Annotated in this window: 21 protein-coding genes and 1 pseudogene; 4 read left to right on the top strand and 18 right to left on the bottom strand. The window is 75.5% G+C overall.

From position 1 onward, the window contains the following. The first annotated feature begins 141 nt into the window (after positions 1-141). From ANAEK_RS11935 to ANAEK_RS11945, 3 genes are all read left to right on the top strand, one after another. A complete protein-coding gene (locus ANAEK_RS11935) occupies positions 142-1,422 on the top strand; it encodes a hypothetical protein (RefSeq protein ID WP_012526390.1) in 1,281 nt (426 codons plus the stop codon). 181 nt (positions 1,423-1,603) lie between these two features. Then, positions 1,604-2,974, top strand: coding sequence for an ammonium transporter (locus tag ANAEK_RS11940; protein WP_012526391.1), 1,371 nt, complete (start codon positions 1,604-1,606; stop codon positions 2,972-2,974). A 258-nt stretch (positions 2,975-3,232) separates the two neighbouring features. Beyond that, a complete protein-coding gene (locus ANAEK_RS11945) occupies positions 3,233-3,997 on the top strand; it encodes a hypothetical protein (protein WP_012526392.1) in 765 nt (254 codons plus the stop codon). Positions 3,998-4,078: 81 nt separating this feature from the next. Here ANAEK_RS11945 and ANAEK_RS11950 read toward each other — a convergent pair whose 3' ends face one another. The 16 genes and pseudogenes from ANAEK_RS11950 to ANAEK_RS12025 form a co-directional block, all read right to left on the bottom strand. Continuing rightward, entirely contained in the window at positions 4,079-4,567 is a 489-nt protein-coding gene (locus tag ANAEK_RS11950; protein ID WP_012526393.1) for a PilZ domain-containing protein, read from the bottom strand. A gap of 11 nt (positions 4,568-4,578) precedes the next feature. Then, entirely contained in the window at positions 4,579-4,851 is a 273-nt protein-coding gene (locus tag ANAEK_RS11955; protein ID WP_011420544.1) for an HU family DNA-binding protein, read from the bottom strand. 104 nt (positions 4,852-4,955) lie between these two features. After that, positions 4,956-5,774: a 3-keto-5-aminohexanoate cleavage protein gene (locus ANAEK_RS11960; RefSeq protein ID WP_012526394.1), complete on the bottom strand. Its 819-nt coding sequence runs from the start codon at positions 5,772-5,774 to the stop codon at positions 4,956-4,958. Positions 5,775-5,819: 45 nt separating this feature from the next. Then, on the bottom strand, positions 5,820-6,215 hold the full coding sequence (locus ANAEK_RS11965; RefSeq protein ID WP_012526395.1) for a hotdog domain-containing protein: 396 nt from the start codon (positions 6,213-6,215) through the stop codon (positions 5,820-5,822). Next, positions 6,215-6,982, bottom strand: coding sequence for a B12-binding domain-containing protein (locus ANAEK_RS11970; RefSeq protein WP_012526396.1), 768 nt, complete (start codon positions 6,980-6,982; stop codon positions 6,215-6,217). Before ANAEK_RS11970 ends, ANAEK_RS11965 begins: the two co-directional genes overlap by 1 nt. Further along, a complete protein-coding gene (locus ANAEK_RS11975; protein WP_012526397.1) occupies positions 6,979-7,527 on the bottom strand; it encodes a hypothetical protein in 549 nt (182 codons plus the stop codon). Before ANAEK_RS11975 ends, ANAEK_RS11970 begins: the two co-directional genes overlap by 4 nt. Further along, positions 7,524-9,098 (bottom strand): lysine 5,6-aminomutase subunit alpha, encoded by a 1,575-nt coding sequence (locus ANAEK_RS11980; protein ID WP_012526398.1) that lies wholly within the window; start codon positions 9,096-9,098, stop codon positions 7,524-7,526. Before ANAEK_RS11980 ends, ANAEK_RS11975 begins: the two co-directional genes overlap by 4 nt. A gap of 99 nt (positions 9,099-9,197) precedes the next feature. Continuing rightward, positions 9,198-10,253, bottom strand: coding sequence for a tRNA 2-thiouridine(34) synthase MnmA (gene mnmA / locus ANAEK_RS11985; protein ID WP_012526399.1), 1,056 nt, complete (start codon positions 10,251-10,253; stop codon positions 9,198-9,200). A 43-nt stretch (positions 10,254-10,296) separates the two neighbouring features. Continuing rightward, complete coding sequence (locus ANAEK_RS11990; RefSeq protein WP_012526400.1) at positions 10,297-11,550, bottom strand: hybrid sensor histidine kinase/response regulator; 1,254 nt, start codon at positions 11,548-11,550, stop codon at positions 10,297-10,299. A gap of 18 nt (positions 11,551-11,568) precedes the next feature. Further along, positions 11,569-12,879 carry a CCA tRNA nucleotidyltransferase gene (locus tag ANAEK_RS11995; RefSeq protein ID WP_012526401.1) on the bottom strand — a complete coding sequence of 437 codons (1,311 nt, stop codon included), beginning with the start codon at positions 12,877-12,879 and terminating at the stop codon, positions 11,569-11,571. Next, positions 12,879-13,184 (bottom strand): hypothetical protein, encoded by a 306-nt coding sequence (locus tag ANAEK_RS12000; protein WP_012526402.1) that lies wholly within the window; start codon positions 13,182-13,184, stop codon positions 12,879-12,881. The genes ANAEK_RS11995 and ANAEK_RS12000 overlap by 1 nt, the downstream gene beginning before the upstream one ends. Before the next feature lie 153 nt (positions 13,185-13,337). Next, positions 13,338-13,550 carry a phage tail protein gene (locus ANAEK_RS23340; RefSeq protein WP_232288197.1) on the bottom strand — a complete coding sequence of 71 codons (213 nt, stop codon included), beginning with the start codon at positions 13,548-13,550 and terminating at the stop codon, positions 13,338-13,340. A gap of 548 nt (positions 13,551-14,098) precedes the next feature. Continuing rightward, positions 14,099-15,037, bottom strand: a pseudogene (locus ANAEK_RS12010) (sigma 54-interacting transcriptional regulator); the annotation flags it as partial. 107 nt (positions 15,038-15,144) lie between these two features. Then, complete coding sequence (locus ANAEK_RS12015) at positions 15,145-16,509, bottom strand: TolC family protein (protein WP_012526405.1); 1,365 nt, start codon at positions 16,507-16,509, stop codon at positions 15,145-15,147. Positions 16,510-16,533: 24 nt separating this feature from the next. Beyond that, the gene (locus ANAEK_RS12020) at positions 16,534-19,620 is read right to left on the bottom strand and encodes an efflux RND transporter permease subunit (protein ID WP_012526406.1); all 3,087 of its coding nucleotides are present in this window, start codon (positions 19,618-19,620) and stop codon (positions 16,534-16,536) included. Positions 19,621-19,632: 12 nt separating this feature from the next. Next, positions 19,633-20,742 (bottom strand): efflux RND transporter periplasmic adaptor subunit, encoded by a 1,110-nt coding sequence (locus tag ANAEK_RS12025; protein WP_012526407.1) that lies wholly within the window; start codon positions 20,740-20,742, stop codon positions 19,633-19,635. 276 nt (positions 20,743-21,018) lie between these two features. Between ANAEK_RS12025 and ANAEK_RS12030 the strand changes: the two genes are divergently transcribed. Continuing rightward, positions 21,019-21,585 (top strand): TetR/AcrR family transcriptional regulator, encoded by a 567-nt coding sequence (locus ANAEK_RS12030; protein ID WP_012526408.1) that lies wholly within the window; start codon positions 21,019-21,021, stop codon positions 21,583-21,585. A gap of 5 nt (positions 21,586-21,590) precedes the next feature. On the opposite strand, the gene ANAEK_RS12035 is transcribed toward ANAEK_RS12030, so the two are convergent. Both ANAEK_RS12035 and ANAEK_RS12040 read right to left on the bottom strand, forming a co-directional pair. Then, positions 21,591-22,727: a PAS domain-containing sensor histidine kinase gene (locus ANAEK_RS12035; protein ID WP_232288198.1), complete on the bottom strand. Its 1,137-nt coding sequence runs from the start codon at positions 22,725-22,727 to the stop codon at positions 21,591-21,593. Positions 22,728-22,871: 144 nt separating this feature from the next. After that, complete coding sequence (locus tag ANAEK_RS12040; protein ID WP_012526410.1) at positions 22,872-25,157, bottom strand: PAS domain S-box protein; 2,286 nt, start codon at positions 25,155-25,157, stop codon at positions 22,872-22,874. Positions 25,158-25,288 lie beyond the last annotated feature (131 nt).

Raw genomic sequence — 25,288 nt, forward strand, 5'->3', positions numbered from 1 at the left:
CGGCCCTCGCCGCCGACGCTTCGAGAGCTTTCGCGAGCCCGCACCGGTCCATCCGGTGCGGGCTCGCCTTTTTCGCGTCGCCCTTTTGACCGCGGGCATGGGCGGGCAGTACCCTCGTCGAGCCCCGCCCCCGACCTGCCGATGCAAAAGCCCCCCCTGCCCGACCCTGCCGCGGCGCCGTCCGAGGACGGCTTCGTGGAGCTCGACGACGACTCCTACGCGCCCCCCGCCGACCTGGACGGCGACGGCCCCCCGCGCCCCCGCGCCCCGGCGCCCGGCGCGTCGCGGCCGCCCGGCCGCTCCCGGGTGACGCTCATCGCCGGCGCCGGCGTGGTCCTGCTGATCGGCGCCGCGCTGCTCGCCTACCGCGCGCACCACCGCCACCAGGCGCTCCAGGCCGGGATGCAGCGGGCCGAGGAGCTGATCCGCCTCGACACCGCAGCCGGCTACCGCGAGGCGGCGGACCTGCTGGAGCCGCTCGCGGCGCTCGACCCGCTGGAGGCCGCCAGCCTGCGTGCCTACGCGCTCGCGGCGCTGCACGTGGACTACCGCGACGAGGGCGCCGGCGCGCAGGCCGAGGCGCTGCTCGTCGAGCCCGGCCGCGCCGCCGAGGTGCCGCGCTGGGCCAGCCTGGCGAGCGGCATCCTGGCGCTGTCGCGGCGCAGCCTCGGCGACGCCACCGCCGCGTCGGCCGCGGCGCAGGGCTCGCCGTTCGCCGACGCGCTGCAGGCGCGCATCGCGCTCGCGGCCGGCTCGCTCGCCGCCGCCGCCGACGCGGCCCAGGCCGCCGCCGCCGATCGCGCGCTGCCGGCCGGCCTCGCCCTGCACGGCGACACCGCGCGCCGTGCGCGCGGCGACGCGGCCACGGCCCGCGCGGCGTACGCGGCCGCCCTGACCGCCTCGCCGACGCACCCGCGCGCCGCCTACGGGCTCGCCAAGCTGGCCCTCGCCGGCGACGCGCCCGCGACCGACGCGGTGAAGGCGCTCGAGCGCCTGACGGCGGACGCCGCCGGCACGCCCGCGCCCGAGCGCGCCCGCGCGGCGCTCCACCTCGCGGCGCTGCGGATCCGCGCCGGCGATCGCGCCGCGGCCGCCGCGGCGCTCGACGGCGCCGGCCTCGGCCCCGGGGCGCGCGACTGGGCCGGCCGGGCCGCCGAGGTGGAGGCGCGCGCCCGCGGCCCGTACCGCGCGGTGGCGGGCGCGCCGCCCTCGGTGTCGAGCGCCTGCGACGACGATCCCGCCGTGGTCGCCGCCGTGCTCCCGCCCGAGCCGAGGCCCGAGCCGCCGCCCAGGCCCGCGCCGGTCCGCAAGGCGACGGCCGCGAAGGCCGCCGCCAAGGCGGGCACCCGCAAGACGGCGACGCCCGCGAAGAAGCCCGCCTCCCGCACGGCGGCCAAGCGCACCTCGCGAACTGCCCGCTGACCGGGCAGCCGGGGCGCCTCGACCGGCGCGGCTGCCCGCGGGCAGGGCAGCGGGATGCCGCCGAGTCGGGCACCGCACCACGAACGGGCTCCGGAACGCCCGGGATCCGCGCAGGTGCGGCGGGCACGGACGCTGCAGTGGCCCGGGGAGCGCGCCCCGCGCCCCCTGCCCCGGAGGCTCCGTGAAGAAGCTCCTCGCACCGCTGCTGCTGGCCCTGCCCGCGCTCGCGTCCGCCGCCGACGGCATCGACACCGGCGACACCGCCCTCGTGCTCGTGAGCGCCGGGCTGGTCATGCTCATGACCCCGGGCCTCGCGTTCTTCTACGGCGGCCTGGTCCGCGCCAAGAACGTCGTCCACACCATGAATCTGTCGATCGTGTGCATGGCGATCGTGGGCGTGCTGTGGGCGACGGTCGGCTACTCGCTCGCGTTCGCCCCCGGGCCCGGCGCGCTCGACCGCGTGGTGGGCGGCCTGCGCTGGGCCGGGCTCGCCGGCGTGGGCGACGCGCCCGAGCCGTCCCTCGCGGCCACGGTGCCGCACTCCGCGTTCATGCTCTTCCAGGCGATGTTCGCCGTGATCACGCCGGCGCTCATCTCGGGCGCGGTGGTCGAGCGCATGCGCATCAAGGCCTACGTGCTGTTCGTCGCGCTGTGGAGCCTGGTGGTGTACACGCCGGTGGCGCACTGGGTGTGGGCGCCGGGCGGCTGGCTCCGCAACCTCGGCGTCCTCGACTTCGCCGGCGGCACGGTGGTGCACGTGAACGCCGCCGCGGCGGCGCTGGTGGGCGCGGTGGTGCTGGGCAAGCGCCGCGGCCTGCGCGCCCCCACGGTGCTCCCGCACAGCGTCCCGTTCGCCATCCTCGGCGCGGGCCTGCTCTGGTTCGGCTGGCTCGGCTTCAACGGCGGCAGCGCGCTGGCCGCGAACGGCCTGGCCAGCACCGCCTTCGCGAACACCTTCTTCGCGCCGGCGGCGGCGGCCGCCGCCTGGGGGCTCGCCGAGCTGCTGATGCACGGGAAGGTCTCGGGCGTCGGGCTCGCCTCCGGCGCGGTGGCCGGCATGGTGGCCATCACGCCGGCCGCCGGCTTCATCCGGCCCGGCGCGAGCCTGGTGCTCGGGGCGGTCGCCGCGCTCGCCTCCTTCGGCGCCATCCGGCTGCGCCCGCGGCTCGGGCTGGACGACGCGCTCGACGTGTTCGCGGTCCACGGCGTGGCGGCCACGCTCGGCGCGGTGCTCACCGGCGCGCTCGCCACCACCTCGGTGAACGCCGCCGGCGCGGACGCGAGCCTGGCGCTGGTGGGCAAGCAGGCCCTGGGCGTGGCCGTGACGCTGGTGTTCTCCGGCGGGCTGTCCTACGGCCTGTACCGGCTGGTGGCGCTCGTCACGCCGCTGCGCGCCGACGAGCAGGACGAGTGGACCGGCCTCGACCAGGCCGAGGCCGGCGAGCGGGCGTACCTCTCCACCGACCTCGAGACGGCCGGCGCCGCACCCGGCGCCGCGACGCACGCGCCGGTGCCGGTGGCCCGCCCGAGCCCCGGCTCCAGCGCCGCCTGATCGCGAACCGCTCCGCGCCGACCCGCGCCCGCCCCCGGCTCCCGGGGGCGGGCGTTCACGTTTCGTAACGACGCGGTCCGTGAACGCGCGCGGCCTGCTCGCGGCGCGCGCACGCCGCTGCCCCGGCGGCGCTCAATCGCGCCCGCGAGCGGCCGAAAACCGCGCGTTCGCGCACGGACCGGAGCGGCACGCGCGCTGCAAACCCTTCCGGGCGAGCGGTCACCCGGCCGCGACGACCACCACGGAGGGATTCACCCGATGAACAGTGCTCTGAAGGCGCTCGCGGTCTCGGCGCTCCTCGCCGTCGCGCAGGGTGCGCGGGCCACGCCGTCCACCACGTTCTGGACGCCGGCGACCACGTACACCCAGCCCGCGCTCGTCCCGCACCTCACCTACGACACCTACTTCGCCGAGCAGGGCGCCCTGCAGATCGACACCGGCCTGGAGCTGGGCCTGTTCAGCCTGCCCTACCTGCAGGCCGAGGCGGGCGTGGACTTCTTCTACCCGGGCGACACGAAGAAGTACGTGCAGCTGAACGCCAAGCTGACGCTGCCGGAGGGCGCGCTGGCGAGCTGGGCCCCGGGCCTGTCCGCCGGCATCGCCAACGCCGGGTTCGAGAAGGACGTCTCCGACTACCACCTGCTGCACGCGACGCTCGGGAAGACCACACCCCTCGGCATCGTGGGCGTGGGCGGCTACTACGGCGCCGGCTCGAAGGCGCTCTGGACCGGCTCCGACGGCGACGTGAACCGCGCCGGCTTCATGGCGAGCTGGGTGTCGCCGGACGTGACCGTGAACCTGCCCGGCCTGCAGAAGATCATCTTCCTCGCCGACGTGGCCACCGGGAAGAACTGGATGGGCGCGGCCGGCGGCGGCATCGGCCTGTACTTCACGCCGGCCATCGACGTCCTCACCGGCCCCGTCTTCTTCCTCGACCAGGACTACTACAAGGGCGCGACCGGCACCGACTGGATGTGGACGGTGCAGCTCGACGTGGACGTGGAGCTGCTCGCGAAGAAGTAGTGCGGGAGGCGCGCGTGGGTGCGCGCCGGGCGCGGCGCTCCGGGGATCCGGGGCGCCTCGCCTCTTTTCACCGCGGCGGGATCAGGCGGTCAGCTGCTCGAGCACGGTGTCGAACACCATCAGCTCGAGGCGCTCGCGCTCGGCGGCGGTGAGGCCGACGAGCTGGAAGGACGCGCGCACGTTCCCCTGCAGCGGCTTCACGTCGGTGACCCGCGCGCGGCACGCGAGCGCCTCGCCGCCGGGGAGCCGCATCGAGACCTTCACCTCGTCGCCCGCCGGCGGCGCCTTCGCGAGCAGGCAGGCGAACCCGCCGCTCGACACGTCCACGGTGAGCGCGCGCGCGGCGGAGGTGAGCATGTCGAGGTCCACCTGGAGCGCGCGGGCCACCCGCAGCGCCTGCCGCGGCAGCTCGCCGGGCTTCAGGGTGAGCCGCTGCGCCGCGAGCAGCGCGCGGGCCAGCTCGTCGCGGCCGGCGCGGTAGACGTCGGCCTCGCGCCCGGCGAGCGTGCCGGCGCGCGCCTTCGCGTGGAGCGCGCGGAAGTCCTTCAGCCAGTCGGAGAGGCTGCTCATGGGGGCCTCGCCTACAGCGCCTTCTTCAGCTCGGGCGCGGGCTTGAAGCCGACGGTCTTGGTGGGAGCGATCTGGATCTCGGCGCCCGTCTGCGGGTTGCGGCCCACCCGGCCGGCCCGGCGCTTCACCACGAACGTCCCGAAGCCCGGCATGGTGAAGCGCTTGTCCTTGCGGATGCCCTTGGCGAGGTGCTCGAACACCGAGTCCACCAGGAGCGCCACCTGCCGCTTGGAGAGGTCGTCGTGGAGCGCCTGAACCTTCTCGATGAGGTCTGCCTTGGTCATGGAGCGCGCGTCCCCCGCGTGAAACCGCGCGAAGGTAGCCTCCCCTTCCGGGAGCGTCAAGCCAGCGAAGGGAAGGACACGCGCGCGGTGACGCGCAGCGCGGCTCACGTGATCCCGAGCAATGCGCGCGCCTCTGCGGGCGTGGCGGGCTCGCGCCCGGCGCGCCCGACGCGCTGCACCGCGAGCGAGACCAGCTCGTCCGAGCCCTTCGCCAGCACGCCCTTGGCCGCGTACAGGTTGTCCTCGAGCCCGACGCGCACATGCCCCCCCATCGGCGCCGCCAGCTCCACCATGGAGAGCTGGAACCGCCCCACCCCGGCGACGGACCAGTGCACCGCCTCGGGCAGCCCCTCCACCAGGAAGCGCAGGTTCCGCTCGCTCGCGGCCATGCCGCCCGGCACGCCCAGCACGAACTGCACGTGGTAGGGCTGCGCCAGGTGGCCCTTCTCCAGCAGCCACCGGAGCGTGTCGAGCATGCCGGCGTCGTAGACCTCGCACTCCGGCACGAGGCGCCGCTCCCGCAGGCGGCCCGCCACCTTCACCAGGTCGGGCCGGGTGTTCACGAACACCTCGTCCCCGAAGTTCATGGTGCCCATGTTGAGCGTGCCCATCTCGGCGCCGTCCACCAGCGAGCCGAGCCGCTCGTCGATCGACATGCCCACCGCGCCGCCGGTCGAGCACTGGATCACCACGTCGCTGCCGGCCGAGCGGATGCGGTCGATGATCTCGCGGAAGTGCTCCGGCGCCTGCGAGGGGCGGCCGTCGGGCCAGCGGGCGTGCAGGTGGACCACCGCCGCGCCGGCCCGTCCCGCGTCCACCGCGGCCCGGGCGATCTCCTCCGGCGTGTAGGGCACGGCCGGGTTCTGCGCGCGGGTCACCTCCGCGCCGACCACCGCCGCGGTCACGATCGTCTTCTCGGCCATGGGACCTCCCGGCCGCGCCCGGCGCGGCCGAACGGGTGGACCGGCTCAGCGCGCGAGGCGCTGCTTGTCCTTCGGCACGACGCAGGTGCCGGTGGCGCGGCACACCACCACCGGCTCCGCCAGCACCTCGGCGGCGGAGTCGGAGAGGTCCGGCCGCGGGGAGATCACCTTGCGCACCTCGAAGCGCATGGCGCGAGAGGTGTTCCCCACCTTCACGATCTCCCCCTCCGCCTCGACGTAGTCACCGGCGTGGACCGGGGCGAGGAACTCCACCGCGTCGTAGGCGCGGAACAGCCCCTCGTCGCCGTCGTGCCGGATCAGCAGCTCGGTGGCGAGATCGCCGAACAGCGCCAGCATGCGCGCGCCGTCCACCAGGTTGCCGCCGTAGTGCGCGTCGGCCTGCGACATGCGCAGCCGGAGCGTCGCCTTCACCGGGGCCATCAGTGCATCTCCTTGCCCATGCGCTTCAGGACCGACCCGACCACGAAGTTCGCCACGTCGGACGGCCTGGTGCCCGGGCCGAAGCCGGCGTCGTAGCCCAGCTCCAGCGCCAGCCGGTGGTCGATGCGGGGGCCGCCCAGGATGGTGGTGATGCGCCCGCGGATCCCGAGCCGCTCCAGCGCGTCGAGCAGCTGGCGCGCGTTCTCCTTGTGGACGTCGCGCTGGGTCACCACCTGCGAGACCAGCACCGCGTCCGCGTGGCGGTCCCGGCACAGCTCGGCCAGGCGCTGGTTCTCGACCTGCGCGCCCAGGTTGGTGGCGTCGAAGCAGGCGTAGCGCTCGAGGCCGTAGTCGCCGGCGTAGCCCTTCATGTTCATGATGGCGTCGATGCCGACCGCGTGGGCGTCGGAGCCGGTGCAGGCGCCCAGCACCACGATGCGCCGGCCCACCTCGCGCAGCGCGTAGGCGTTCAGCTCGTCGAAGCCCTTCTTGCGGACCACCACCTCGGGCACCTGGATGCGCCCGTAGTCCACCGCCACGGTACTGCGCCCGTACACCACGAAGAACGTGTAGCGATCGGCCGCCGGCTCCATCGCCGCGACGTGCACCTGCTCCAGCCCCATCTTGCGGGCCACCTCGGCGGCGGCCTCCCGGGCCCGCTCGCCGGGCGGGACCGGCAGCACGAACGAGAGCTGCACCACGCCGTCGTCGCGCCGGTCGCCGTACGGGCGGACCACCTGCCCCGGCTCCCACTCGTGCAGCGTCATGCCTGCCCCCCGATGCGCGCGCTGCTCGACAGCGTCCGCCAGGCCTCGATCGCCTCCGCGCCGGCGGGGGTGCGCGCGGTGAAGAAGATCTGGTACTGGCTGCCGCCGTCGCAGGCCGCCCACGCCCACACGTGCCAGCCGGCGGAGTCGCCCTCGAACGAGAACGCGCGGGCGCCGGCGAAGCGCGTGGGGTGCCGGCGGGTCCGCTCCATCGCCTCGCCGCGCTTCAGCACCGCCTCGGCGTCCGCCAGGCAGGCCTGCTCGCCCTCGAACGGCTGCTCTGGTGTGGACACGTCCAGCCGGGCGTTCCCGTCCGGCGCCTCGAGCCGCAGCTTGCGGGCCGAACCGGAGGCCCGCCACGTCTCCGGCGCCTCGAAGCGCAGCGCACCCACCGTGTACACGAGCCACCCCGGCCGGCCGGAGGGGACGCCCTCCGGCGCGGGCGAGAGCGCCTCGCGGAGGCCGGCGCAGCCGCCCAGCAGGAGCGGCCCGAGCGCCAGGACGAGCGCGAGCGCCGCGCGCCGCGGGGATCGGGTGCGGATCATCGCGCGCCCTCCAGGATCTCGAGGAACGGGTTGAAGTACGCCGGATCGCGGGGCACCACGCCGGACAGCCCCTTGCCGCCGTCCTCGGCGCGCGCCACGTCGCCGAAGCGCGCCCGGGCGATCGACGCGGGCAGGCCGTCCCGCGCCACCTCCTCGAGCAGCGCCAGCGCCTTGCCGAGCGTCTCCCGCGCCCGCGACTCGACCATGCCGCCCGGCCGGAACGTGATCTCGGCGCCCATCGAGCGCCAGGCCCGGTAGACGTAGTCGGCGCCCTTCAGCGCGACGTACCGGTCCATCAGGAAGGGGTTGTGCATGGCCTCGGTCATCATGCCGAGGAGCTGGATGCCCTGCCCGGTGACCCACCCCACCACGTCGGACATCATGTCGTAGGCGTGGCTGAAGAAGATGTCGCCCTGCTTGTGCTTGGTGGGCGGCATGTACTTGATGGGCGCGTCGGGGAAGAGCGTCCGCACCAGCAGCGCCTGCGCGAGCTCGCGCGCGATGGTGTCCTCGCGCTCCGGGTCGATCTCGAAGCTGTGCCCGAGCCCGATGAGCCGGTCGGGCAGGCCGGCGCGGTGCGCGAAGCTCTCGTTCACGAACTGCGAGGCGATCACCGTGTGGGCCGCCTCGTCGGCGTCGGCGGTGGTGATGTAGTTGTCCTCGCCGGTGTTGATGAGGATGCCGGCCAGCGCGCAGATGCGGCGGGAGAAGTGCTGGTCGCACAGCGTCCGCTTCATGTTGATGTCGCGGAACAGGATCCCGTACATCGCGTCGTTGAGCAGCATGTCGAGCCGCTCCCACGCCGCCGAGAACGCGATCTCCGGCATGCACAGGCCGGAGGAGTAGTTGGTGAGGTGGACGTAGCGGCGGAGCTTGCGCGACTCGTCGTCGAGCGCCTCGCGCATGATCCGGAAGTTCTCCTGGGTGGCGTAGGTCCCGCCGTAGCCCTCGGTGGTGGCGCCGTGGGGGACGTAGTCGAGCAGCGACTGCGCGGTCGAGCGGATCACCGCGATGACGTCGGCGCCCGCCTGCGCCGCGGCGCGGGCCTGCTCCACGTCGTCGTGGATGTTGCCGGTCGCGACGATGAGGTACTTGTGCGGCCGCGGCCCCACCCCCAGCTCCGCCCGGAGCGCGTCGCGCGCCTTCACCCGCGACAGCAGCTCGTCCACCCCGGCCCGCGCCTCGCCCCGCATCTCCGCCAGCAGCGCCTGCTCCTCGGCGGGCGGCAGCGGCTCGGGATCGGAGGGGAGCGCCGCCATCCGCTCGACGATCGCGAGCGGGTCGGTGGCGCCCCGGCGCATCACGTAGCCCATCCAGTAGGCGGCGCCGCGGTGCAGCAGCCGCTTCTCGTGGAGCGCGTCCACCGCCATGTTCACCAGCGGTACGCCACGCGGCCCCGCGTCGTGCAGGCCGAACAGGCGCAGGACGGTGCGCTCGATCGAGACGGTGGTGTGCCGCCCCACGAACTCCAGCACCGGGGCGGTGATGCGGTCGGCGAGCGCGCGGCAGCGCTCGACCTGCGCGCGATCGAGGTGGAGATCCGGGACGTGGCGGCCGTCGCTGAGCTGCATGGCGGCTCATGGATTAGGCCGTCGTGCCCTGATGGGCAAGCTTCCAGCCGGGCCCTGCCGGGTGGTCCAGGACGCCCGCCGCGCCGCCTGCCACCGGCTTCAGGCGATGCGCCCGCCGCCCACCACCTCGTCGCCCGCGTAGAACACGGCCGCCTGCCCCGGCGCCACGCCGCGCACCGGCCGCGCCAGGCGGACCTCGGCGCCCGCGCCGCCCGACACCGCGCGCACCGTGCCGCGCTCGCCCTCGTGCCGGTGGCGCACCTTCACCCGCAGCTCGACCGCGCCCGCGGGCGGCGCGCCGGACACCCAGCTCGCCTCGCGCACCTCGAAGCGATCGCGCGAGGCCTCCTCGGCGCTGCCCACCACCACCCGCGCCGCCGCGGCGTCCAGCCGGACCACGTAGCGCGGCACCGCGCCCGCGATCCCGAGCCCGCGCCGCTGCCCCACGGTGAACCGGTGCACGCCGTCGTGGCGGCCGAGCACCTCGCCCGCGGTGGAGACGATCTCGCCCGGCCGGATCCGCGCCGGCGCGCGCAGCGCCACGTAGTCTCCCGCGTCGCCGCGCGTCACGAAGCAGATCTCCTGCGAGTCCGGCTTGTCCGCCACCGCCAGGCCGGCGCGCGCCGCCTCGGCCCGCACCACCGGCTTCGCCAGCGCGCCCACCGGGAACAGCACGTCGCGGAGCGCGTCCTGGCCCAGGCCGTAGAGGAAGTAGCTCTGGTCCTTCGCCGGATCCGCGGCGGTGAGCAGCGCGCGGCGCCCGCCCCGCTCCTCGACCCGGGCGTAGTGCCCGGTCGCGAGCTTCGCGCCGAGCGCGCGGGCGCGGGCCAGCAGCCAGTCGAACTTCACCTCGGTGTTGCAGGCGACGCACGGGTTGGGCGTGCGGCCCTCGACGTAGTCGTCCACGAACCGGTCGATGACCCGCTCGCGGAAGCGCGCCTCCACGTTCGCCACGTAGAAGGGGATGCCGAGGCGCCGCGCCGCCGCGCGCGCGTCCTCGACGTCGTCGGGCGCGCAGCAGGAGCGTCCGCGGGCCGCGTCGGAGTAGTCGGCCACGCGCATGGTGACGCCGATCACCTCGTGGCCGTGGCCGGCGAGGAGGGCGGCGGCGGTCGAGCTGTCGACCCCGCCCGACATGGCGACCAGGATGCGCATGGCAGGTCCGGAGGCGGGGGTGTACCGCCGCCGGCGGCGCGGATCAACCGAGCGAGGCGCTGGGCGGCGCCGCCGGATCCGCGGGGGGCTGGTCGGCCGGGCGGACCGGGATCTCCAGCACGAACTTGCAGCCGGTGAAGTGGCGGGCCACGCTCGCCGGCTGGGTGCGCGGCGGGCTCTCCACCCACACCCGCCCGCCGTGGGCCTCGGCGATGCGCCGCGCCACCGGCAGCCCCAGGCCGGAGCCCGGCAGCCGGGCCTCCTCCCCCGCCCGCGCCGCCGCGTGGTGCAGCGGCTCGAACACCTGCTCCAGCTCGGCCGCGCCGATGCCCGGGCCCTGGTCGTAGACGGTGAAGCGCAGCCGCCCCGGCTCGCGCCCGACCTCCACCAGCACCTCGCCGCCGTGCGGCGAGAACTTCACCGCGTTCGACACGATGTTGGAGAGCGCCTGCCGGAGCTTGCGCGCGTCGGCGAGCACCGCCCCGCCGCCCGCGTGCGACACCGCCACGTGCAGCCGCGCGTCGCGGATCGCGGGCCGGTGCTCGGCCACCACGTCGTCGGCGAGCTGGTCCGGCACCACCGGTTGCTCGACGATGGGCGCGCGCCCCGCCTGCAGGCTGGCGAAGTCGGACAGGTTGTCCACGATGCGGCTCAGCCGCGCCACCGAGCCGAGCATCGCCTCCACGATGCGGCGCTGCTGCGGCTGCAGCGGGCCGAGCTTGTCGGACTGGAGGATGCGCAGGTACCCGGCGAGCGGCGTGAGCGGCGTGGAGAGCTCGTGCGCCAGGTTGTGCATGAACGCGCTCTTCAGCCGGTCCACCTCGATCAGCCGCTCGGCGGCGCGGCGCTCGCCCGCGACGGCCGACTCGAGCTGCGCCGCCAGCGTCCCCGAGAACGCCCGCAGCCCGGCGCGCTCGCCGTCCTCGCTGAGCCGCTCGCGCTTGCCCCCGAGGAACGCGCGCACCTCCTCGCCCAGGCGCGCGTCCGGCTCGCGCGAGGCGAAGCCGTCGGCGCCGGCCGCGAGCGCGAGGTCGTGATCCTCCTGCGTCTCGCCCAGCGCCACGAACGGCACCGCCTGCAGCGACCGCTCGCGCTTCAGCCGCGCCGCGAGCGCGTGCCCCTCGAGATCCGGGAGGCGCAGGTCTGCGACGATCACGTCGGGCGGGAGCGAGAGCGCTCGGGAGATGGCGTCGAGGCCGGAGCCGGTCGCGTCCACCGCGAACCCCTCGGCCTCGAGCAGGGCTCGCGCCCGGTCGCGGCGCGGCCCGTCCTCCTCGATGAGCAGCACCCGCGGCATCGCGAAACCCCGCCTGAATTATAAGGCCCCGGTCCGACCGGCCCACCATCGGCGCAGCTCGGCCGCGAGCGCCTCGCGCGTGTTCTGCGCGGGATCCTCCAGCACCCGGTCGAGCAGGTGGTGGAGCGCCTCGCCGACGTGGGGACCGGGCCCCTCACCCAGCAGCGACATCACCGCACGCCCATCCAGGGCGAGGTCGCCGGTGGCGAGCGGCGGCGCCGCAGCGAGCTCGGCGTCGATGGCCGCCCGCGCCCGCGAGACCTCCGGCGCGACCGCGGCGCGGCGCGCGGGCGAGAGCGTGCGGAGCTCCGCCGACACCAGCTCGAACACCGCCGGCACGCGCTGCGGGCCCGTGCGCGCGAGCCACCGCCGGATGTCCGCCGGCGCGTCCGGCAGCGCGGCCGGGTGGCGCGCCGCCGGGCAGGCGTACGCCCGGACGAGGGTCCCGACCTCGTCGGACAGGCGGCGGGGGAGCCGCAGGCCGAACACGATCTTCGACGCCTCCTCGGGGCCAACCCCGTGCAGCAGCGCCGCGAGCCGCAGCGCCGGCTCGGCGGGGGCGTGACGGACCACCGCGACCGCGTGCCGGTACGCGGCGAGCGGGAGCGCGGCGATGGCGGGCAGCACCACCCCGAGGAGCCCGGTGCGGCGGAGCAGCAGCAGCGCGGACCCGGCATGCGCGGCGAGCACGAGCCGCGACAGCTCCTCGGCGACCCGCTCCACGCTCACCTTGCGGACCACCTCGAGCGCGCCGGGGATGGCGGCGCGGGTGGCAGGGTCCAGGCGGTAGCCGAGCTGCGCCGCGAAGCGGACGGCGCGCATGGCGCGGAGGCCGTCCTCGCCGAAGCGCGCGGCCGGCTCGCCGACCGCCCGGATGCGCCGGCGGCTCATGTCCACGCGGCCGTCGAACGGATCGCGGAAGTCCGCCTGGAGCGGATCGTACGCCATCGCGTTCATGGTGAAGTCGCGCCGGGCCAGGTCCGCCTCGAGCTCGGCCAGGAACGTCACCGAGGCCGGGCGGCGGCCGTCCACGTAGTCGCCCTCCCCGCGGAACGTGGTGACCTCGACCTTCTCGTCGCCCACCAGCACGGTGACGGTGCCGTGGTCGATGCCGGTGGGGATGACGCGCCGGAACAGCGCCATGACCTGCCGCGGCGTGGCCGGCGTGGCGACGTCGAAGTCGGTGGCGGCGCGGGGGCGGTGCAGGAGCAGGTCGCGGACCGCCCCGCCGACCAGCCAGGAGCGGTGCCCGGCGGCCGAGAGGCGGCGGAGCACGTCCAGGATCGCCTCGGGGAAGCGCGCCTGCTCGAGGGCGGCGGGCGGCCGCATCAGTGCATCCTGCGCAGCTCCTCGCCGGCGCGATCGAGGAGGCGGAAGTAGAGGCGGATGAGCGCGAGGCGGGTGCCCTCGTCGAGCGTGCCCACCGCGCCGCGGGCCACCGGGAGCGGGTCGCGGCAGATGGTGAGCAGCGCCTCGCCGAGCGCGTCGGCCTCCTCGCGCGTCACCGGCTCGTCCGGCACCGCGTACGCGGCGCGGATCTGGTCGGGCTCGAAGAGCACGTGGTGCCCCCGCAGGCCCTCCTCGATGATGACGGCCAGGCGCCCGGGCGCGAGCGACGCGAGCTTCTCCTCCATCCTCACAAGCCTCCACCGTGTCCGACGAGCGAGCGGGCGCAACGTAACCCGAAACGCGCCGGGCGGGGCGAGGATCCGCGCGGGGAGGCGCGCGCGCCGGCCGGGCGGCCGGGCGCGCGATTCCGGACGATGTCGAGCGGCGGCGCCGCGGGATCAGAGGCGCGCCGGGAAGATGCCCTGGGTGCAGATGACGTAGGTGAGGCCGTTCGGGGCCGCCTGGCTGAGGTCGGGCAGCGCGAACGTGGTCCTGCCGTCGCCGCCGTACAGCGTCCCGAGCAGCGAGAACAGCGCGGTGTTCGAGCTGATCGACAGCAGCTGCCCGCGCGCCGGCGTCGCGCCCGCGACGGAGCCGGCGACGAGCCACACCTCACCGAGGGTGCACTCGCGGCCGCGCCCATCGACCGCGTAGCCGGGCTCCCCGAAGCGCGCGTCCGGCCCCGGAGGTCCCTCGGGCCCCTGCGGCCCCTGCAAGCCGGCCGGCCCCATCGGTCCCGGCGCGCCGACCGGGCCCGCAGGACCGGTCGCGCCAGCCGGGCCGGTCGCGCCCGCCGGACCGGGCGCGCCTGCGGGACCGATCGGCCCGGCCTCGCCCGCGGGCCCCGGCGGCCCGGCCGGACCCGCGGGGCCCTCCGGCCCCTGTGGCCCCTGCAGCCCCGCCTGCCCCGCCTGCCCCGCCGTCCCGTCCTCGCCCGAGGATCCCTTGCACGCCGCCAGGGCCACGACGAGCGCACCGAGCAGCCACGTCCTTCTCACGATCACGCGAACCCACCTCCTGTGGAGCCGGAGGCATACGGTGGGTCCGCGGGCTCGCTCCAGCGGACATGCGGGATGGGTGTCCGCACCCGCCACGTCGGCGGGGGACAGGGGCTGCTCGCGTCGGGCCCTCCACGCGCTGCTCGACGTGGCTCACCCGGTCACAGGAGGCCGTACTTCTTCAGGCGGTCGATGAGCACGGTGCGGGCGAGGCCGAGCCGGCGGGCCGCCTCCGACTGGTTCCCGCCGGCGGCCGCGAGCGTCTCGGCGATCACCTGGCGCTCGAGCCGGTCCAGCCGCTCCCGGAGCGTCGCCCCGGCGGGCGTGGGCACGCCTTGCGCGGTGGGCACGGCGTCGCGCGACGGGGCGCCCGCTCCGCGCGGCTGCGCGGCCGCGAACGCCTCCGGCCCGAGCACGGGGCCGGGAGCGAGCGCGATCATCCGCGCGATCGCGTTCTCGAGCTGGCGGACGTTGCCGGGCCAGTCCGCGGCCGCCAGCCGCTCGACGAGCGCGGGCGAGAGGCGCACCGGGGCCACGCCGAACCGCGCGCCGAGGCGGCGCGCGAGCACCGCCGCGAGCGCGGGCACGTCCTCGCGGCGATCGCGGAGCGGGGGCACGACCAGCTCCACCACCGCGAGCCGGTAGTAGAGGTCCTCGCGGAAGCGGCCGGCGCGCACCTCCGCCGCAAGGTCGCGGTTCGTGCACGCCACCACCCGCACGTCCACCCGCTCGATCCGCCCGGCGCCCACCGGCTGGAGCTCGCCCTCCTGCAACGCGCGCAGGAGCTTCGGCTGGAGCGCGTGCGGGAGCTCGCCGATCTCGTCGAGCACCAGCGTCCCGCCGTCCGCCGCCGAGAAGAACCCCCGGCGCGCCTCGACCGCCCCGGTGTACGCGCCGCGCGCCGCCCCGAACAGCTCCGCCTCGGCGAGCGCCGCCGGGATCGCCGCACAGTTGCAGCGGACGAGCGGCCCCGCGGCGCGCCGGCTCCGGGCGTGGAGGAGGGATGCGACCCGCTCCTTGCCGGTGCCCGTCTCGCCGCGGAGCAGCACCGTGACGTCGCGGGGCGCGACCCGCGCCACCTCGGCGACGAGCCGGCGCATCGGCGCGGACGCCGCGACCAGGTCGGCCTCGTCCCGGCCCCCCGCGCCCTCCGCCTCGACCAGCGTCGCGTGTCGCATCGACCTTCCCCCAGCCGGCGCCGCGCCCCCTACCCCCCGTACAGCCCCGCCGCGCGCAGGAGCCGCAGCGCCGCGAGATCCGCGGCGAGCCCCTCGTTCACGGCGCCGAGCTCGGCGGTGGCGAGCGCCACGTTCGCGTCGGTGGCCTCGAGGGACGTCGCCTGGCCGGCGCGGAACGCGACCTCCACCAGGCGCTGGTTCTCGCGGGCGAGCGCCACCTGCTCCTCCGCCTTGGCCCGGTTCGCGCGGGCCGAGGCGAGATCCAGGCGCGCGCGGCGCACCTCGTCGCGGGCCTGCAGCGCCAGCGAGGCGCGGGCGGCCTCCGCCTCGACGAGCCGCGCGCCCGCCTCGCGCCGGCCCGCCTCGCGGGCGCCGCCGTCGAACAGCTCCCACTGCAGCGACAGCCCCGCCGCCCAGCTCTCCTCCTTGCCGGTGAAGCCGGCGACGCTCGACCAGCGCGCCTGGCCGAAGGCGCCGAGCGTGGGCAGGTACCGCGCGGTCTCCGCCCGCCGCGAGGCCGTCGCCGCCTCGACGGCGGCGCCGGCGGCCCGCAGCTCCGGCCGCAGGCGCACCGCCTCGTCCTCGAGCGGCGAGAGGTCGCCGGGCAGCTCCGGCGCGGGCGGCGGGGCCAGCGGGAAGTCCGTGGCCTCGCCGCGCCCGAGCAGCGCCGCGAGCGTGCTCTTCGCGCCGGCGAGCGCGTTGCGCGCGCGGACGAGATCCTCCTCGGCCCGGGCCCGGTCGATCTGCGCCCGCAGCAGCGCGATGCGCGCGGCCGTGCCGGCCTGCACCTGCACCTGCGCGTCGCGCTCGTGCAGGCTCGCCACCGAGAGCTGCCGCTCCTGGACCTGCACCGCCTGCTCCGCCGCGGCGGCGGCGTAGAACGCCTGCGCGACGCCGAACCGGAGCTCCCGGCGCGCCGCCTCCGCCTGCTCGGCCGAGGCGCGCGCGCTCGCCCCGGCCGCGTCGATCGCGAACCAGAGCTGCGGGGCGAGGATGGCCTGGGTGAGCTCGAGCTGCGCGCCGAGCTGATCCCGCGCCTGGATCGTCGCGCCCACCACCTGCGACGGGACGACGGCGTACGAGGTCGGGGCGCCGGGCAGGCCCGCCCCCGAGGTCGGCGTGCCCACGTCGCGGACCGTGTAGCCGACCGGCAGCTCCAGCTTCGCCTCCTCGGAGTTGCGGGTGTACGTGGCGCCGGCCTTCACCTGCGGCAGGTAGCCGGCGCGGACGCGGTCGGACGCGGCGCGCGCCTGGTCGAGCCGCGCGCGGGCGGCGACGAGGTCGGGGCTGGCGCGCTCGGCCTCCACGAGCGCCGCGGCGAGCGTGAGCGGCGCCTCGGCGCGGACGGCGAGCGGGATCGCGGCCAGGGCCGCGAGGACGGTGGTGCGGATCATGTGGCGCTCCTGTGAGCTGGGGGATCAGGTCCCGGTGGGCCGCTCCACCTCGGGCGGCGACTCGAGCAGCTCGACGCGCCGCCGCCGCTTCAGGCGGTCCAGGAGCTGGTAGAACACCGGCACCACGACGAGCGTGAGGAGGGTGGAGGTGACGAGGCCGCCGATGATCGCGATGGCCATGGGCACGCGCATCTCGGCGCCGTCGCCGCGGGCCAGCGCCACCGGCACCATGCCGGCGATCATGGCGACGGTCGTCATGAGGATCGGGCGGAGGCGGATGGGGCCGGCCTCGAGGAGCGCGTCGCGCGCGGAGCGCCCGCGCTCCCGGAGCTGGTTCGCGAACTCGACCAGCAGGATGCCGTTCTTCGTCACCAGCCCCATCAGCATGATCATGCCGATGAGCGCGAAGATGGACATGAACTGCCCGGTCGCGAGCAGCGCGCCGAGCGCGCCGATCACCGCGAACGGCAGCGAGAGCATGATGGTGAACGGGTCGAGCAGGCTCCCGAACTGGGCCGCGAGGATCATGTAGACGAGCACGACGCCCAGCAGCAGCGCCTGCACGAACGCGCCGGCGGTCTTGCCCAGCTCCTTCCCCTGCCCCTCGAAGTCGGTGATGACGGTGGGCGGCAGCTCCTTCGCCGCGAACGCCGCGAGATCCTGCATGGCCGCGCCGAGGCTGGCGCCCCGCGGCAGGTCCGCGAGCAGCGTGACCTGCCGCAGCTGCTCCTGGCGGTCGATCTGGGACAGCGTCGGCTCCTCCACCAGGGTCGCCACGTTCCGGAGCTCCACCAGCTGGCCCGCCGCGGACCGCACCGTGAGCTCTCCCAGCCGGTCGGCGCCGCGAGCGTCGGCCGGGAGCTTGAGCCGGATGTCGTAGCTGTCGGTGCCCTGACGGAACTCGGCGAAGTCGTCGCCGGCGAGGTAGGCGCGGACGGAGGCGCCGAGCGTCGCCGCGGGGATGCCGAGCGACGCGGCCCGCTCGCGATCGATCCGGACCGTCACCTGCGGCTTGCCGGGGCGGTAGGTGGAGTCCACGTCGGAGAACAGGGGGCTCGCGCCCATGTGCGCGCGGACCTTCTCGGCCGCCGCGACGACCTCCGCCCAGTCCTGGCCGCGGACGTTGAACTGCACCGGCTGCGGCCGCGAGCCGCTGCCCGCCAGCATAGCGATGTCCTGCACCGCCACCTGCGCGTCGGCCGGGCGGCGAAGCCCGCCGCGCAGCCAGGCCTTCAGGTCCTCCTGGGAGTACGAGCGCTCCGCGATCGGCACCACGGTGACGGTCAGCTCGCCCTTGTGCACCTCCTCCTGGACGCCGCCGCCGGCGGTGGTGAACACGTGCGTGACGCCCGGCACGGCGGCGAGCTGCGCGCGCAGCGCCTCCAGCTCGCGCGCGGTGCGCTCGAGCGGCGTGCCGGCCGGGAGCTCGAGCGTCACCTTCACCTCGCTCATGTCCTGCGCCGGGATGAACGTGAACTGGAGGAACCGGCCCAGGCCCACCGTCGCGACCAGCAGCGCCACGGCGATCGCGAGCGTGGCGGGGACGTGGTCGAGCGCCCACCCCAGCACGCGCCGGTAGAAGCGCTCGACGGCCGCGAGGGCCCGCTCGATGGCGCGGGAGATCCGTCCCGGCTCGCCGTGCGCGCGGAGCACGTAGGCCGAGGCCATGGGGGTGAGCGTCATCGAGACGAGGTAGGAGATGCCGACCGCCACCGCGACGGTCATGCCGAACGCCGAGAAGAAGCGGCCGACGATGCCCTCCATGAACGCCACCGGGACGAACACGGCCAGGATGGCGAGCGTCACCGCCAGCACCGCCAGCGCGATCTCCTTGGTGCCGGCGTGCGCCGCCCTCGCCGGCGGCGTGCCGTCCTCGGCGTGGCGGCTGATGTTCTCGATGACCACGATGGCGTCGTCGATGAGCAGGCCGATCGACAGCGTCAGCGCGAGCATCGTGATGACGTTGAAGGTGTAGCCGAGCGCGTGCATCGCCGCGAACGTGCCGATGACCGAGGTCGGCAGCGCGAGCGCGGACACGATGGTCGACCGCCAGCTCCGGAGGAACACGAGCACGATGGCGACCGCCAGCAGGCCGCCCAGGACGAGGTCCTCCTTGACCCCGTCGATGGAGGCGCGGATGAACTTGGAGTTGTCGCGGACGACCCGGAGCTGGGCGTCCTCCGGGAGCAGCTGCTGCATCCCCGCCAGCGCGGCCGTGACGCGCTCCGCCACCTGCACGGTGTTCGCGCCGGACTGCTTCTTCACCACCAGCGCCACCGCCTGCCGCCCGTCGTCGGTCGCCGCCGAGCGCGCCTCGGCGGGCCCGTCCACCACGTCGGCGACGTCGCGGAGCCGCACCGGCGCGCCGCCCGGGGTGGCGACCACCAGGTCGCGGAGCTCGTCCACCGAGCGCGCCTCCCCGCTCACCTTCACCACCACCTCGGCGCGCGGATCCTCGGCGCGGCCGGCCGGCACGTCCACGCTCCCGCCGCGGACCGCCTGGGCGACCTCCGAGGCCGCCACGCCGAACGTCCGGAGCCGTGCCGGATCCACCACGATCCGGATCTCGCGCTCGCGCCCGCCCACCACCTCGACCGAGCCGACCCCGCCCTGCCGCTGGAGCGCCGGCTTCAGGACGTCGTCGGCGAGCCGCGTCAGCTCCTCGGGCGGCACCGGGCCGGAGAGCGCCAGCGTCAGGATGGGCGCGGCGCCGACGTCGAGCTTCTCCACGATGGGCTGATCGGCGTCGTCCGGGAGCTTCGAGAGCGTCGCCTGGACGCGATCGCGGACGTCCTGCGCGGCGACGTCCACCTGCGTCTCCAGCGAGAACTGCAGGATGACCTGCGAGACCGACTCGACGTTCACCGAGCGCATGCTCTCCAGGCCGGCGAGGCCGTTCAGCGCCTCCTCCAGCGGATCGCTCACGTCGCGCTCGATCGACTCGGGGTCGGCACCCGGGAGCACGGTCGTGACCGTGACCAGCGGGACGTCGACGTCCGGGAGCTGGTCCACGCCGATCTTCGGGTAGGCGTTGAGGCCGAACACCACCACCGCGAGCACCAGCATCGCGGTGAACACCGGCCGGGTGATGAAGGTCTTGATCGCGTCCATGGCTCGCTCCCGCTACTGCGCGACCGCGACGCGGGCGCCGTCGGTCAGCCCCGTCACGCCCTCGACCACCACCGCGTCGCCCGCGGCCACGCCGGCGCGCACGCGCGTCCACTGCGGCGTCACCGGCTCGGCCTGCACCTCGCGCCGCCGCGCCACCCCGCCCTCCGCCACCCAGACGAAGCGGCGCGCGCCCTCGCGCACCACCGCCTGCGCCGGCACGAACGGCCCCTGCGCCGCCGACGAGCCGCCCAGGTCCACCTCGGCGAGCCCGCCCGAGCGCAGCGCGCCGGCGCTCGCGCCCGCGGCCGGACGCACGTCGGCGAGCACCTCGACCGACCGCGTCTGCGGGTCCACCGTCGCGCCCACGCTCGTCACCCTGGCCTCGAACGGCGCGCCGCCCGGGATGCTCCGCCCGCGCAGCGCGGCGCCCGGCTTCAGGGGATCCACCAGCCCCTCCGGCACCGAGAGCCGCACCTCCAGCGTGTCCGACCCCACCACGGTCGCGACGGGGGTCGGCGGCATGGTCACGAGGTAGTCGCCGACGTTCCTCGGGCGGGCCGTGACGACGCCGTCGAACGGCGCGCGCACCACCAGGTCGCGGAGGTTCTGCTCGAGGAGGCGCACCTGCGCGTCCGCCTGCTCGAGCGACGCCTCCGCCTGCTGCGCGCCCGCGCGCACCTTGTCGAGGACGGCCGGCGCCGTGGCGTCCGCCTGCGCGAGCTGCTCGGTGCGGGCGAGATCGGCGCGGGCGTTGTCGCGGACCGCGAGCGCCATCTTGCGCGCGGCGCGGGCCTGGTCGAGCTGGATGGCGATGGTCGCCGGATCGAGCTCGACGATGGGGTCGCCCTTGCGGACGCGATCGCCCACCTGCGCGCGGACGCGGAGGACGGTCCCGGAGACCTTGGCCGAGACGGTCGCCTGCAGCTTCGCGCGCAGCTCGCCGGTGGCGCGCGCCGTCTCGCCCTCCAGGCGCTCGCGGGGGCGCTCGGCCCGCACCGCCAGGGCGGTCTGCTCGCCCGTCGCGCTGGGCAGCGCCGCGGCGTCGCCGCGCGAGCAGCCGAGGAGCGTGGCGGCGGCGAGGGTGGGAGCGAGCAGGAGGAAGCGTCGGGTCTGGAGCATCATCGGGGGCCTCGGGGTGCCGGGCCGAGCGGGTCCGGCGGGCTAACGCAACTTGAAGTGGCGTTACGCTGCTCGTTCCGCGTTCTAAACGCAACTGGAAAGTTGCGTTAGTTGTTAACTGACTTATTTATCTGGTGTTTTCTGCCGCGCCGGAAGCAGCCAGGGGTCGCCTTTGTTGCCGACCTAACGCAACCCTGTTACAGATGGGACGCCATGGACCGCGCCCGCCCCTCTTCCAGCGAGCCGCGCCGCCGGACCGGTGGCCGGAGCGCACGCGTCGTGAACGACGTGCTGGACGCGGCGCTCGACCTGCTCGCGCGCGCCGGCTACGCCCGGATGACCTTCGACGCGGTCGCCGAGCGCGCCGGCGTCTCGAAGACCACCGTCTACCGACGCTGGCCCACGAAGGCGGACCTGGTCCGCGCCGCGCTCCTGCGGCTCGTGGACGTGTTCCCGAAGGCGCGCGACACCGGCACGGTGCGCGGCGACCTGGTCGAGGTCGCGCGCGTGCGCCTCCTCGAGGACACGCGGGGGCGCGAGCGCGCCGCCGGCCTCATGCGCGCGAACATGGACGTGCTGGACGACCCGGAGCTGCGGGCCCTGGGACGCCTCGTCACGGAGCGCGCGAACCAGCCCATCGTCGCCGCGGTCGAGCGGGGCATCGTCCGGGGCGAGCTCCCGCCCGAAACCGATCCCGAGCTGGTCATCGAGCCGATCTACGCCACGCTCCAGTTCCACGTGTTCCTGCGCCGCGAGCAGCCGACGCTCGCGTACATCGAGCAGCTCGTGGACCTCGTGCTCGCCGGCGCCCGAGCGGGCGCAGCGGTCCGCCGCAGCGAGCGCTGACCGCGTCAGCCGGCGCCGGGAGGCCGCGCGAGACCGACGTCGGGCTCGGGCGCGCCCCTCGGCAGCCGCACCCGCACGGTGGTCCCGTCGGCCTCGGTCGAGGCGATCTCGATGGTGCCCCCGTGCGCGCGCACGATCTCGCGGCAGATGAACAGCCCGAGGCCGACGCCGCCCTGCCGCGTCCGCTCGTCGGTCCACTGCGAGAGGCCGTCGAACACGCGCGGGAGCCGGTCGACCGGGATGGGAGCGCCGCCGTTGTGGACCTCCAGGACCACCTCGCGGCCGTCGGCGTACACGCGCGCCACCACGGGCTCGCCGGGCGCGCCGTACTTGGCCGCGTTCGACAGCAGGTTGCCGACGAGCTGGGCCAGCCGGTCCTCGTCCCACTCGCCCTGCACGTCGGGACCCGCGCTGAGCTCGAGGACCGCGCCCGGGTAGGCGACCCGGGTCTCCTCGGCGGCGGCCTCCACGATCCGGGACAGGTCGGCCCCGGGCCGAGGGATCACGCCGAGGCTGCCTCCTCCCCTCATGCACGTGTAGTCGAGGAGGTCGCGAGCTAGCGCTGCGATGCGCCGCGCTGCCCGGTCGATGCGCCGGACCGCGCCCGCCTCGCGCGCGCCGAGCCCGCCCGCGAGCAGCAGCCGGGCGCTGGTCGTGATCACCGCCAGCGGGTTCCGCAGGTCGTGGCCCACGATCCCCACGAGGAGACGCTGCAGCTCCCCGGCGCGCTTCTCCTCGGTCACCTCGACGACCACGAAGGCGAGGCCGACCACGCGCTCGTGCGCGACGACCGGGAACCAGTCCTCCCGCCACCACCGGGTCTTGCCCGGCGCCGCCGGCGTCTCGCCGCAGAATTCGTAGCCGAGCACCGGCTTCCCGGTGTCCAGCAACCGGCGCCAGATCGCCTCCAGGTCGTCGATCGGGAGCGCCGGGAACAGCTCGCGCGGTGTCCTGCCGAGGTGTGCCTCGGCGGGGATCCCGTTGAGCGCAGCGAGCTTCGGGTTCACGCGCACGAACCGGAAGCCCGGGTCGAGCATCCCGATGCCGACGGGGGCCTCCTCGAACACCGCGCGCAGGAGGAAGTGCGACTCGAGCACGACCTCGGCCGCGCCTCGACCGTCGCCGAGCGCTGGAGAGGGCACCGATTCCGGAGCGTACAAGGCGAGCCTCCCGCGTTCCCGCCATCCTGCGACGGGCCCTCGCGCGCGCCCAGCCTCGTCCGCGGGGACGGCCACGCGGACGAGCCCCGGTCCGAGCCGCCGTCACCGGGGGCCGACCGGCGCCCCTCACGCCAGGAGCGCCTCCAGGAAGGTCAGATCCGCGGGCTTGGCGACGTGCGCGTCGAACCCGGCGTCCATCGCCCGCTTCACGTCCTCGGGCTGCGCGTACCCGGAGACCGCCACGAGCTGCACGCGCTCGCCCGCCATGGCCCGGATCGCCGCCGCGACGTCGTAGCCGCTCATGCCCGGCAGGCCCAGGTCGCACAGCACCACGTCGGGCCGGCCGGAGCGCACCTTGTCGAGCGCGCCCGGGCCGTCGAACGCGATCTCGGCGGTGTGGCCGAGCAGGGTGACGATCTCGGCGAGCGTCTCGGCGGCGTCCACGTTGTCGTCCACCACCAGCACCCTGCGGCCGCTCCGCGCCGTCCCGGCGCTGCGCCCGTCCGCGGGCGCCGACGGCTGGCCCTGCCCGAGCGGGAGCCGGACGAGGAACTCGGCGCCCCTGCCCTTCCCCTCGCTCGTCACCGAGGCAGCGCCGCCGTGCAGCTCGGCGATCCCCCGCACGAGCGCCAGCCCGAGGCCGAGCCCTCCCTCGCTCCGCGCCAGCGTCCGCTCTCCCTGGACGAACGGCTGGAAGATCGACGACGCGATGGCCGGGTCGATCCCGGCCCCGGTGTCCCTCACGCGGATCGCGGCCTCGCCCCCCTCGACCGTGAGCGACACCATCACCTCGTCCCCGCGCCGGGTGAACTTCGCCGCGTTCGTGAGCAGGTTGCCGACCACCTGCGTGATCCGCGTCGCATCGACGAGCGCCCGGACCGGCGCCTCGGGGACCGACGCGCGGAACGAGACGCCGCGATCGTCCAGCGGGAGCCGGAAGTCCTCCGCGGCGCGGAGGACCACCTCGCGCAGATCCACGGCCGAGCGCCGCAGCTCGATCTTGCCGCGCGAGATGCGCGTCACGTCGAGCAGGTCGTCCACCAGGTGCGTCAGGTGCCCCGTCTGCCGCTCGATGACCTGCTGCGCGCGGCTCGCCGCGTCGCTCCCGGGCGTCGCGTGCCGCAGGATGAAGCTCGAGTTGCGGATGGGCGCGAGCGGGTTGCGCAGCTCGTGGCTGAGCATCCCAAGGAACTCGTCCTTCCGCCGGTCGGCCTCGACCAGCTTCGCGTTCGCGTCGCGCAGCTCCGCCTCGGCGCGCTTGCGCCGCTCGATGTCCATGCCCGCGCCGATGAACCGCACCACGCGGCCGCCCTCCACCACCGGCGCGAGGCGCGAGAGGAACCAGCGGTACGTCCCGTCCGCGGCGCGGTACCGGAGCTCCACGTCCTGGGGCTCGAGACGCTTCAGCGCGAGGTGCCGGCACTCGCGCGCCGCCTGCACGTCGTCCGGGTGCAGGACGCGCTCCCACCCGGTGCGGGCCGTCGCGGCCACGTCCAGGCCCGAGAAGGCGGTCCACGCACGGTTGACCAGCTCGACCGCGCCGTCGGGCGCGAGGACGCACACGATCTGTGGCATCGCCTCCGCGAGCAGCCGGAAGCGCTCCTCGGTGGTGCGCAGCGCCGCCTGCTGCCGCCGCTGCTCGGTGACGTCGCGCCAGGCCACGATGCCGCCCACCACGTCGCCGGCGGCGTCCCGGACCGGCTCGGCGTTGCAGGTGACGGACATGCGCGTGCCGTCGGGCCGCCGCACGACCAGCTCCGCGTCTCGCACCGACTCGCCGCGCCGGGTCGCGCGCCAGAGCGGGAGATCCTCGACCGCGGCCGGCGTCTTCCCGTCCGGGAGGTAGTGCTCGACGCGGGCGAGCCACTGCTCCATGGAGAGGCCGACGCTCCGGTTCCAGCTCCCGAGCAGCCGCTCCTCCGCGTAGCGGCTGTTCGCGATCGTGACCACCTCCGGTCCGGTGGCGATGGTGATGCCCTCCGGCACGCAGGCCAGGAGCCGGTCCACGATCTCCGTGCAGGAGGCGCAGCCCGCGGGCTGCTCGCCCGCCCCCGACCTCACCTCGCGCGCGGTGATGAGCAGCCCCGTCCCGCCCTCCATCGCGACCGGCGCGATGCTCCCCTCCCACCACGTCTCGCGCCCGTTCACGGTCTGTGCGTGACGCGGGACCTCGACGCGGTGGCCTGCGCGGGCGCGGGCGTGCATCGCGAGCGCCATGTCCCGGGTGCCGGGGAACAGGCTCACGATGTGCTCGCCCAGGACCTGCTCGTGCTGGAACCCGGTCGAGCGGAGCCAGGGCGCGTTGACGCGGACGATCGTGCCGTCCGGCGCCACCAGGCAGAGCCCGACCGCTGCCTCGTCGAACAGGAGATCGGTCAGCGATGCGGAACCGACCGTGCGCTGCGTGCTCATCGAGTACCCCCCGGTACCGGCGCGAGTTGAACTCTAGCGAACCGGGGGCCAGGACGGGTGTATTCCGGGGTGCGTCCCGCGTGCTTCCGGCGCCGGCGCGCTGCCAGGGCGACGATCGGCCCCCCGGTCTC

This window comes from Anaeromyxobacter sp. K (assembly GCF_000020805.1).
Classification (GTDB): Bacteria; Myxococcota; Myxococcia; order Myxococcales; family Anaeromyxobacteraceae; genus Anaeromyxobacter; species Anaeromyxobacter dehalogenans.

What these genes read in the sequence shown, in the direction of transcription:
- ANAEK_RS12020 (WP_012526406.1), bottom strand. Translation starts at nt 19,620, where the DNA reads ATGGACGCGATCAAGACCTTCATCACCCGGCCGGTGTTCACCGCGATG.
- ANAEK_RS11945 (WP_012526392.1), top strand. Translation starts at nt 3,233, where the DNA reads ATGAACAGTGCTCTGAAGGCGCTCGCGGTCTCGGCGCTCCTCGCCGTC.
- ANAEK_RS12015 (WP_012526405.1), bottom strand. Translation starts at nt 16,509, where the DNA reads ATGATCCGCACCACCGTCCTCGCGGCCCTGGCCGCGATCCCGCTCGCC.
- ANAEK_RS11965 (WP_012526395.1), bottom strand. Translation starts at nt 6,215, where the DNA reads ATGGCCCCGGTGAAGGCGACGCTCCGGCTGCGCATGTCGCAGGCCGAC.
- ANAEK_RS11960 (WP_012526394.1), bottom strand. Translation starts at nt 5,774, where the DNA reads ATGGCCGAGAAGACGATCGTGACCGCGGCGGTGGTCGGCGCGGAGGTG.
- mnmA (WP_012526399.1), bottom strand. Translation starts at nt 10,253, where the DNA reads ATGCGCATCCTGGTCGCCATGTCGGGCGGGGTCGACAGCTCGACCGCC.
- ANAEK_RS11995 (WP_012526401.1), bottom strand. Translation starts at nt 12,879, where the DNA reads ATGCGGCCGCCCGCCGCCCTCGAGCAGGCGCGCTTCCCCGAGGCGATC.
- ANAEK_RS12000 (WP_012526402.1), bottom strand. Translation starts at nt 13,184, where the DNA reads ATGGAGGAGAAGCTCGCGTCGCTCGCGCCCGGGCGCCTGGCCGTCATC.
- ANAEK_RS11975 (WP_012526397.1), bottom strand. Translation starts at nt 7,527, where the DNA reads ATGATCCGCACCCGATCCCCGCGGCGCGCGGCGCTCGCGCTCGTCCTG.
- ANAEK_RS11955 (WP_011420544.1), bottom strand. Translation starts at nt 4,851, where the DNA reads ATGACCAAGGCAGACCTCATCGAGAAGGTTCAGGCGCTCCACGACGAC.
- ANAEK_RS12025 (WP_012526407.1), bottom strand. Translation starts at nt 20,742, where the DNA reads ATGATGCTCCAGACCCGACGCTTCCTCCTGCTCGCTCCCACCCTCGCC.
- ANAEK_RS11990 (WP_012526400.1), bottom strand. Translation starts at nt 11,550, where the DNA reads ATGCCGCGGGTGCTGCTCATCGAGGAGGACGGGCCGCGCCGCGACCGG.
- ANAEK_RS11980 (WP_012526398.1), bottom strand. Translation starts at nt 9,098, where the DNA reads ATGCAGCTCAGCGACGGCCGCCACGTCCCGGATCTCCACCTCGATCGC.
- ANAEK_RS12040 (WP_012526410.1), bottom strand. Translation starts at nt 25,157, where the DNA reads ATGAGCACGCAGCGCACGGTCGGTTCCGCATCGCTGACCGATCTCCTG.
- ANAEK_RS11935 (WP_012526390.1), top strand. Translation starts at nt 142, where the DNA reads ATGCAAAAGCCCCCCCTGCCCGACCCTGCCGCGGCGCCGTCCGAGGAC.
- ANAEK_RS11970 (WP_012526396.1), bottom strand. Translation starts at nt 6,982, where the DNA reads ATGACGCTGCACGAGTGGGAGCCGGGGCAGGTGGTCCGCCCGTACGGC.
- ANAEK_RS11950 (WP_012526393.1), bottom strand. Translation starts at nt 4,567, where the DNA reads ATGAGCAGCCTCTCCGACTGGCTGAAGGACTTCCGCGCGCTCCACGCG.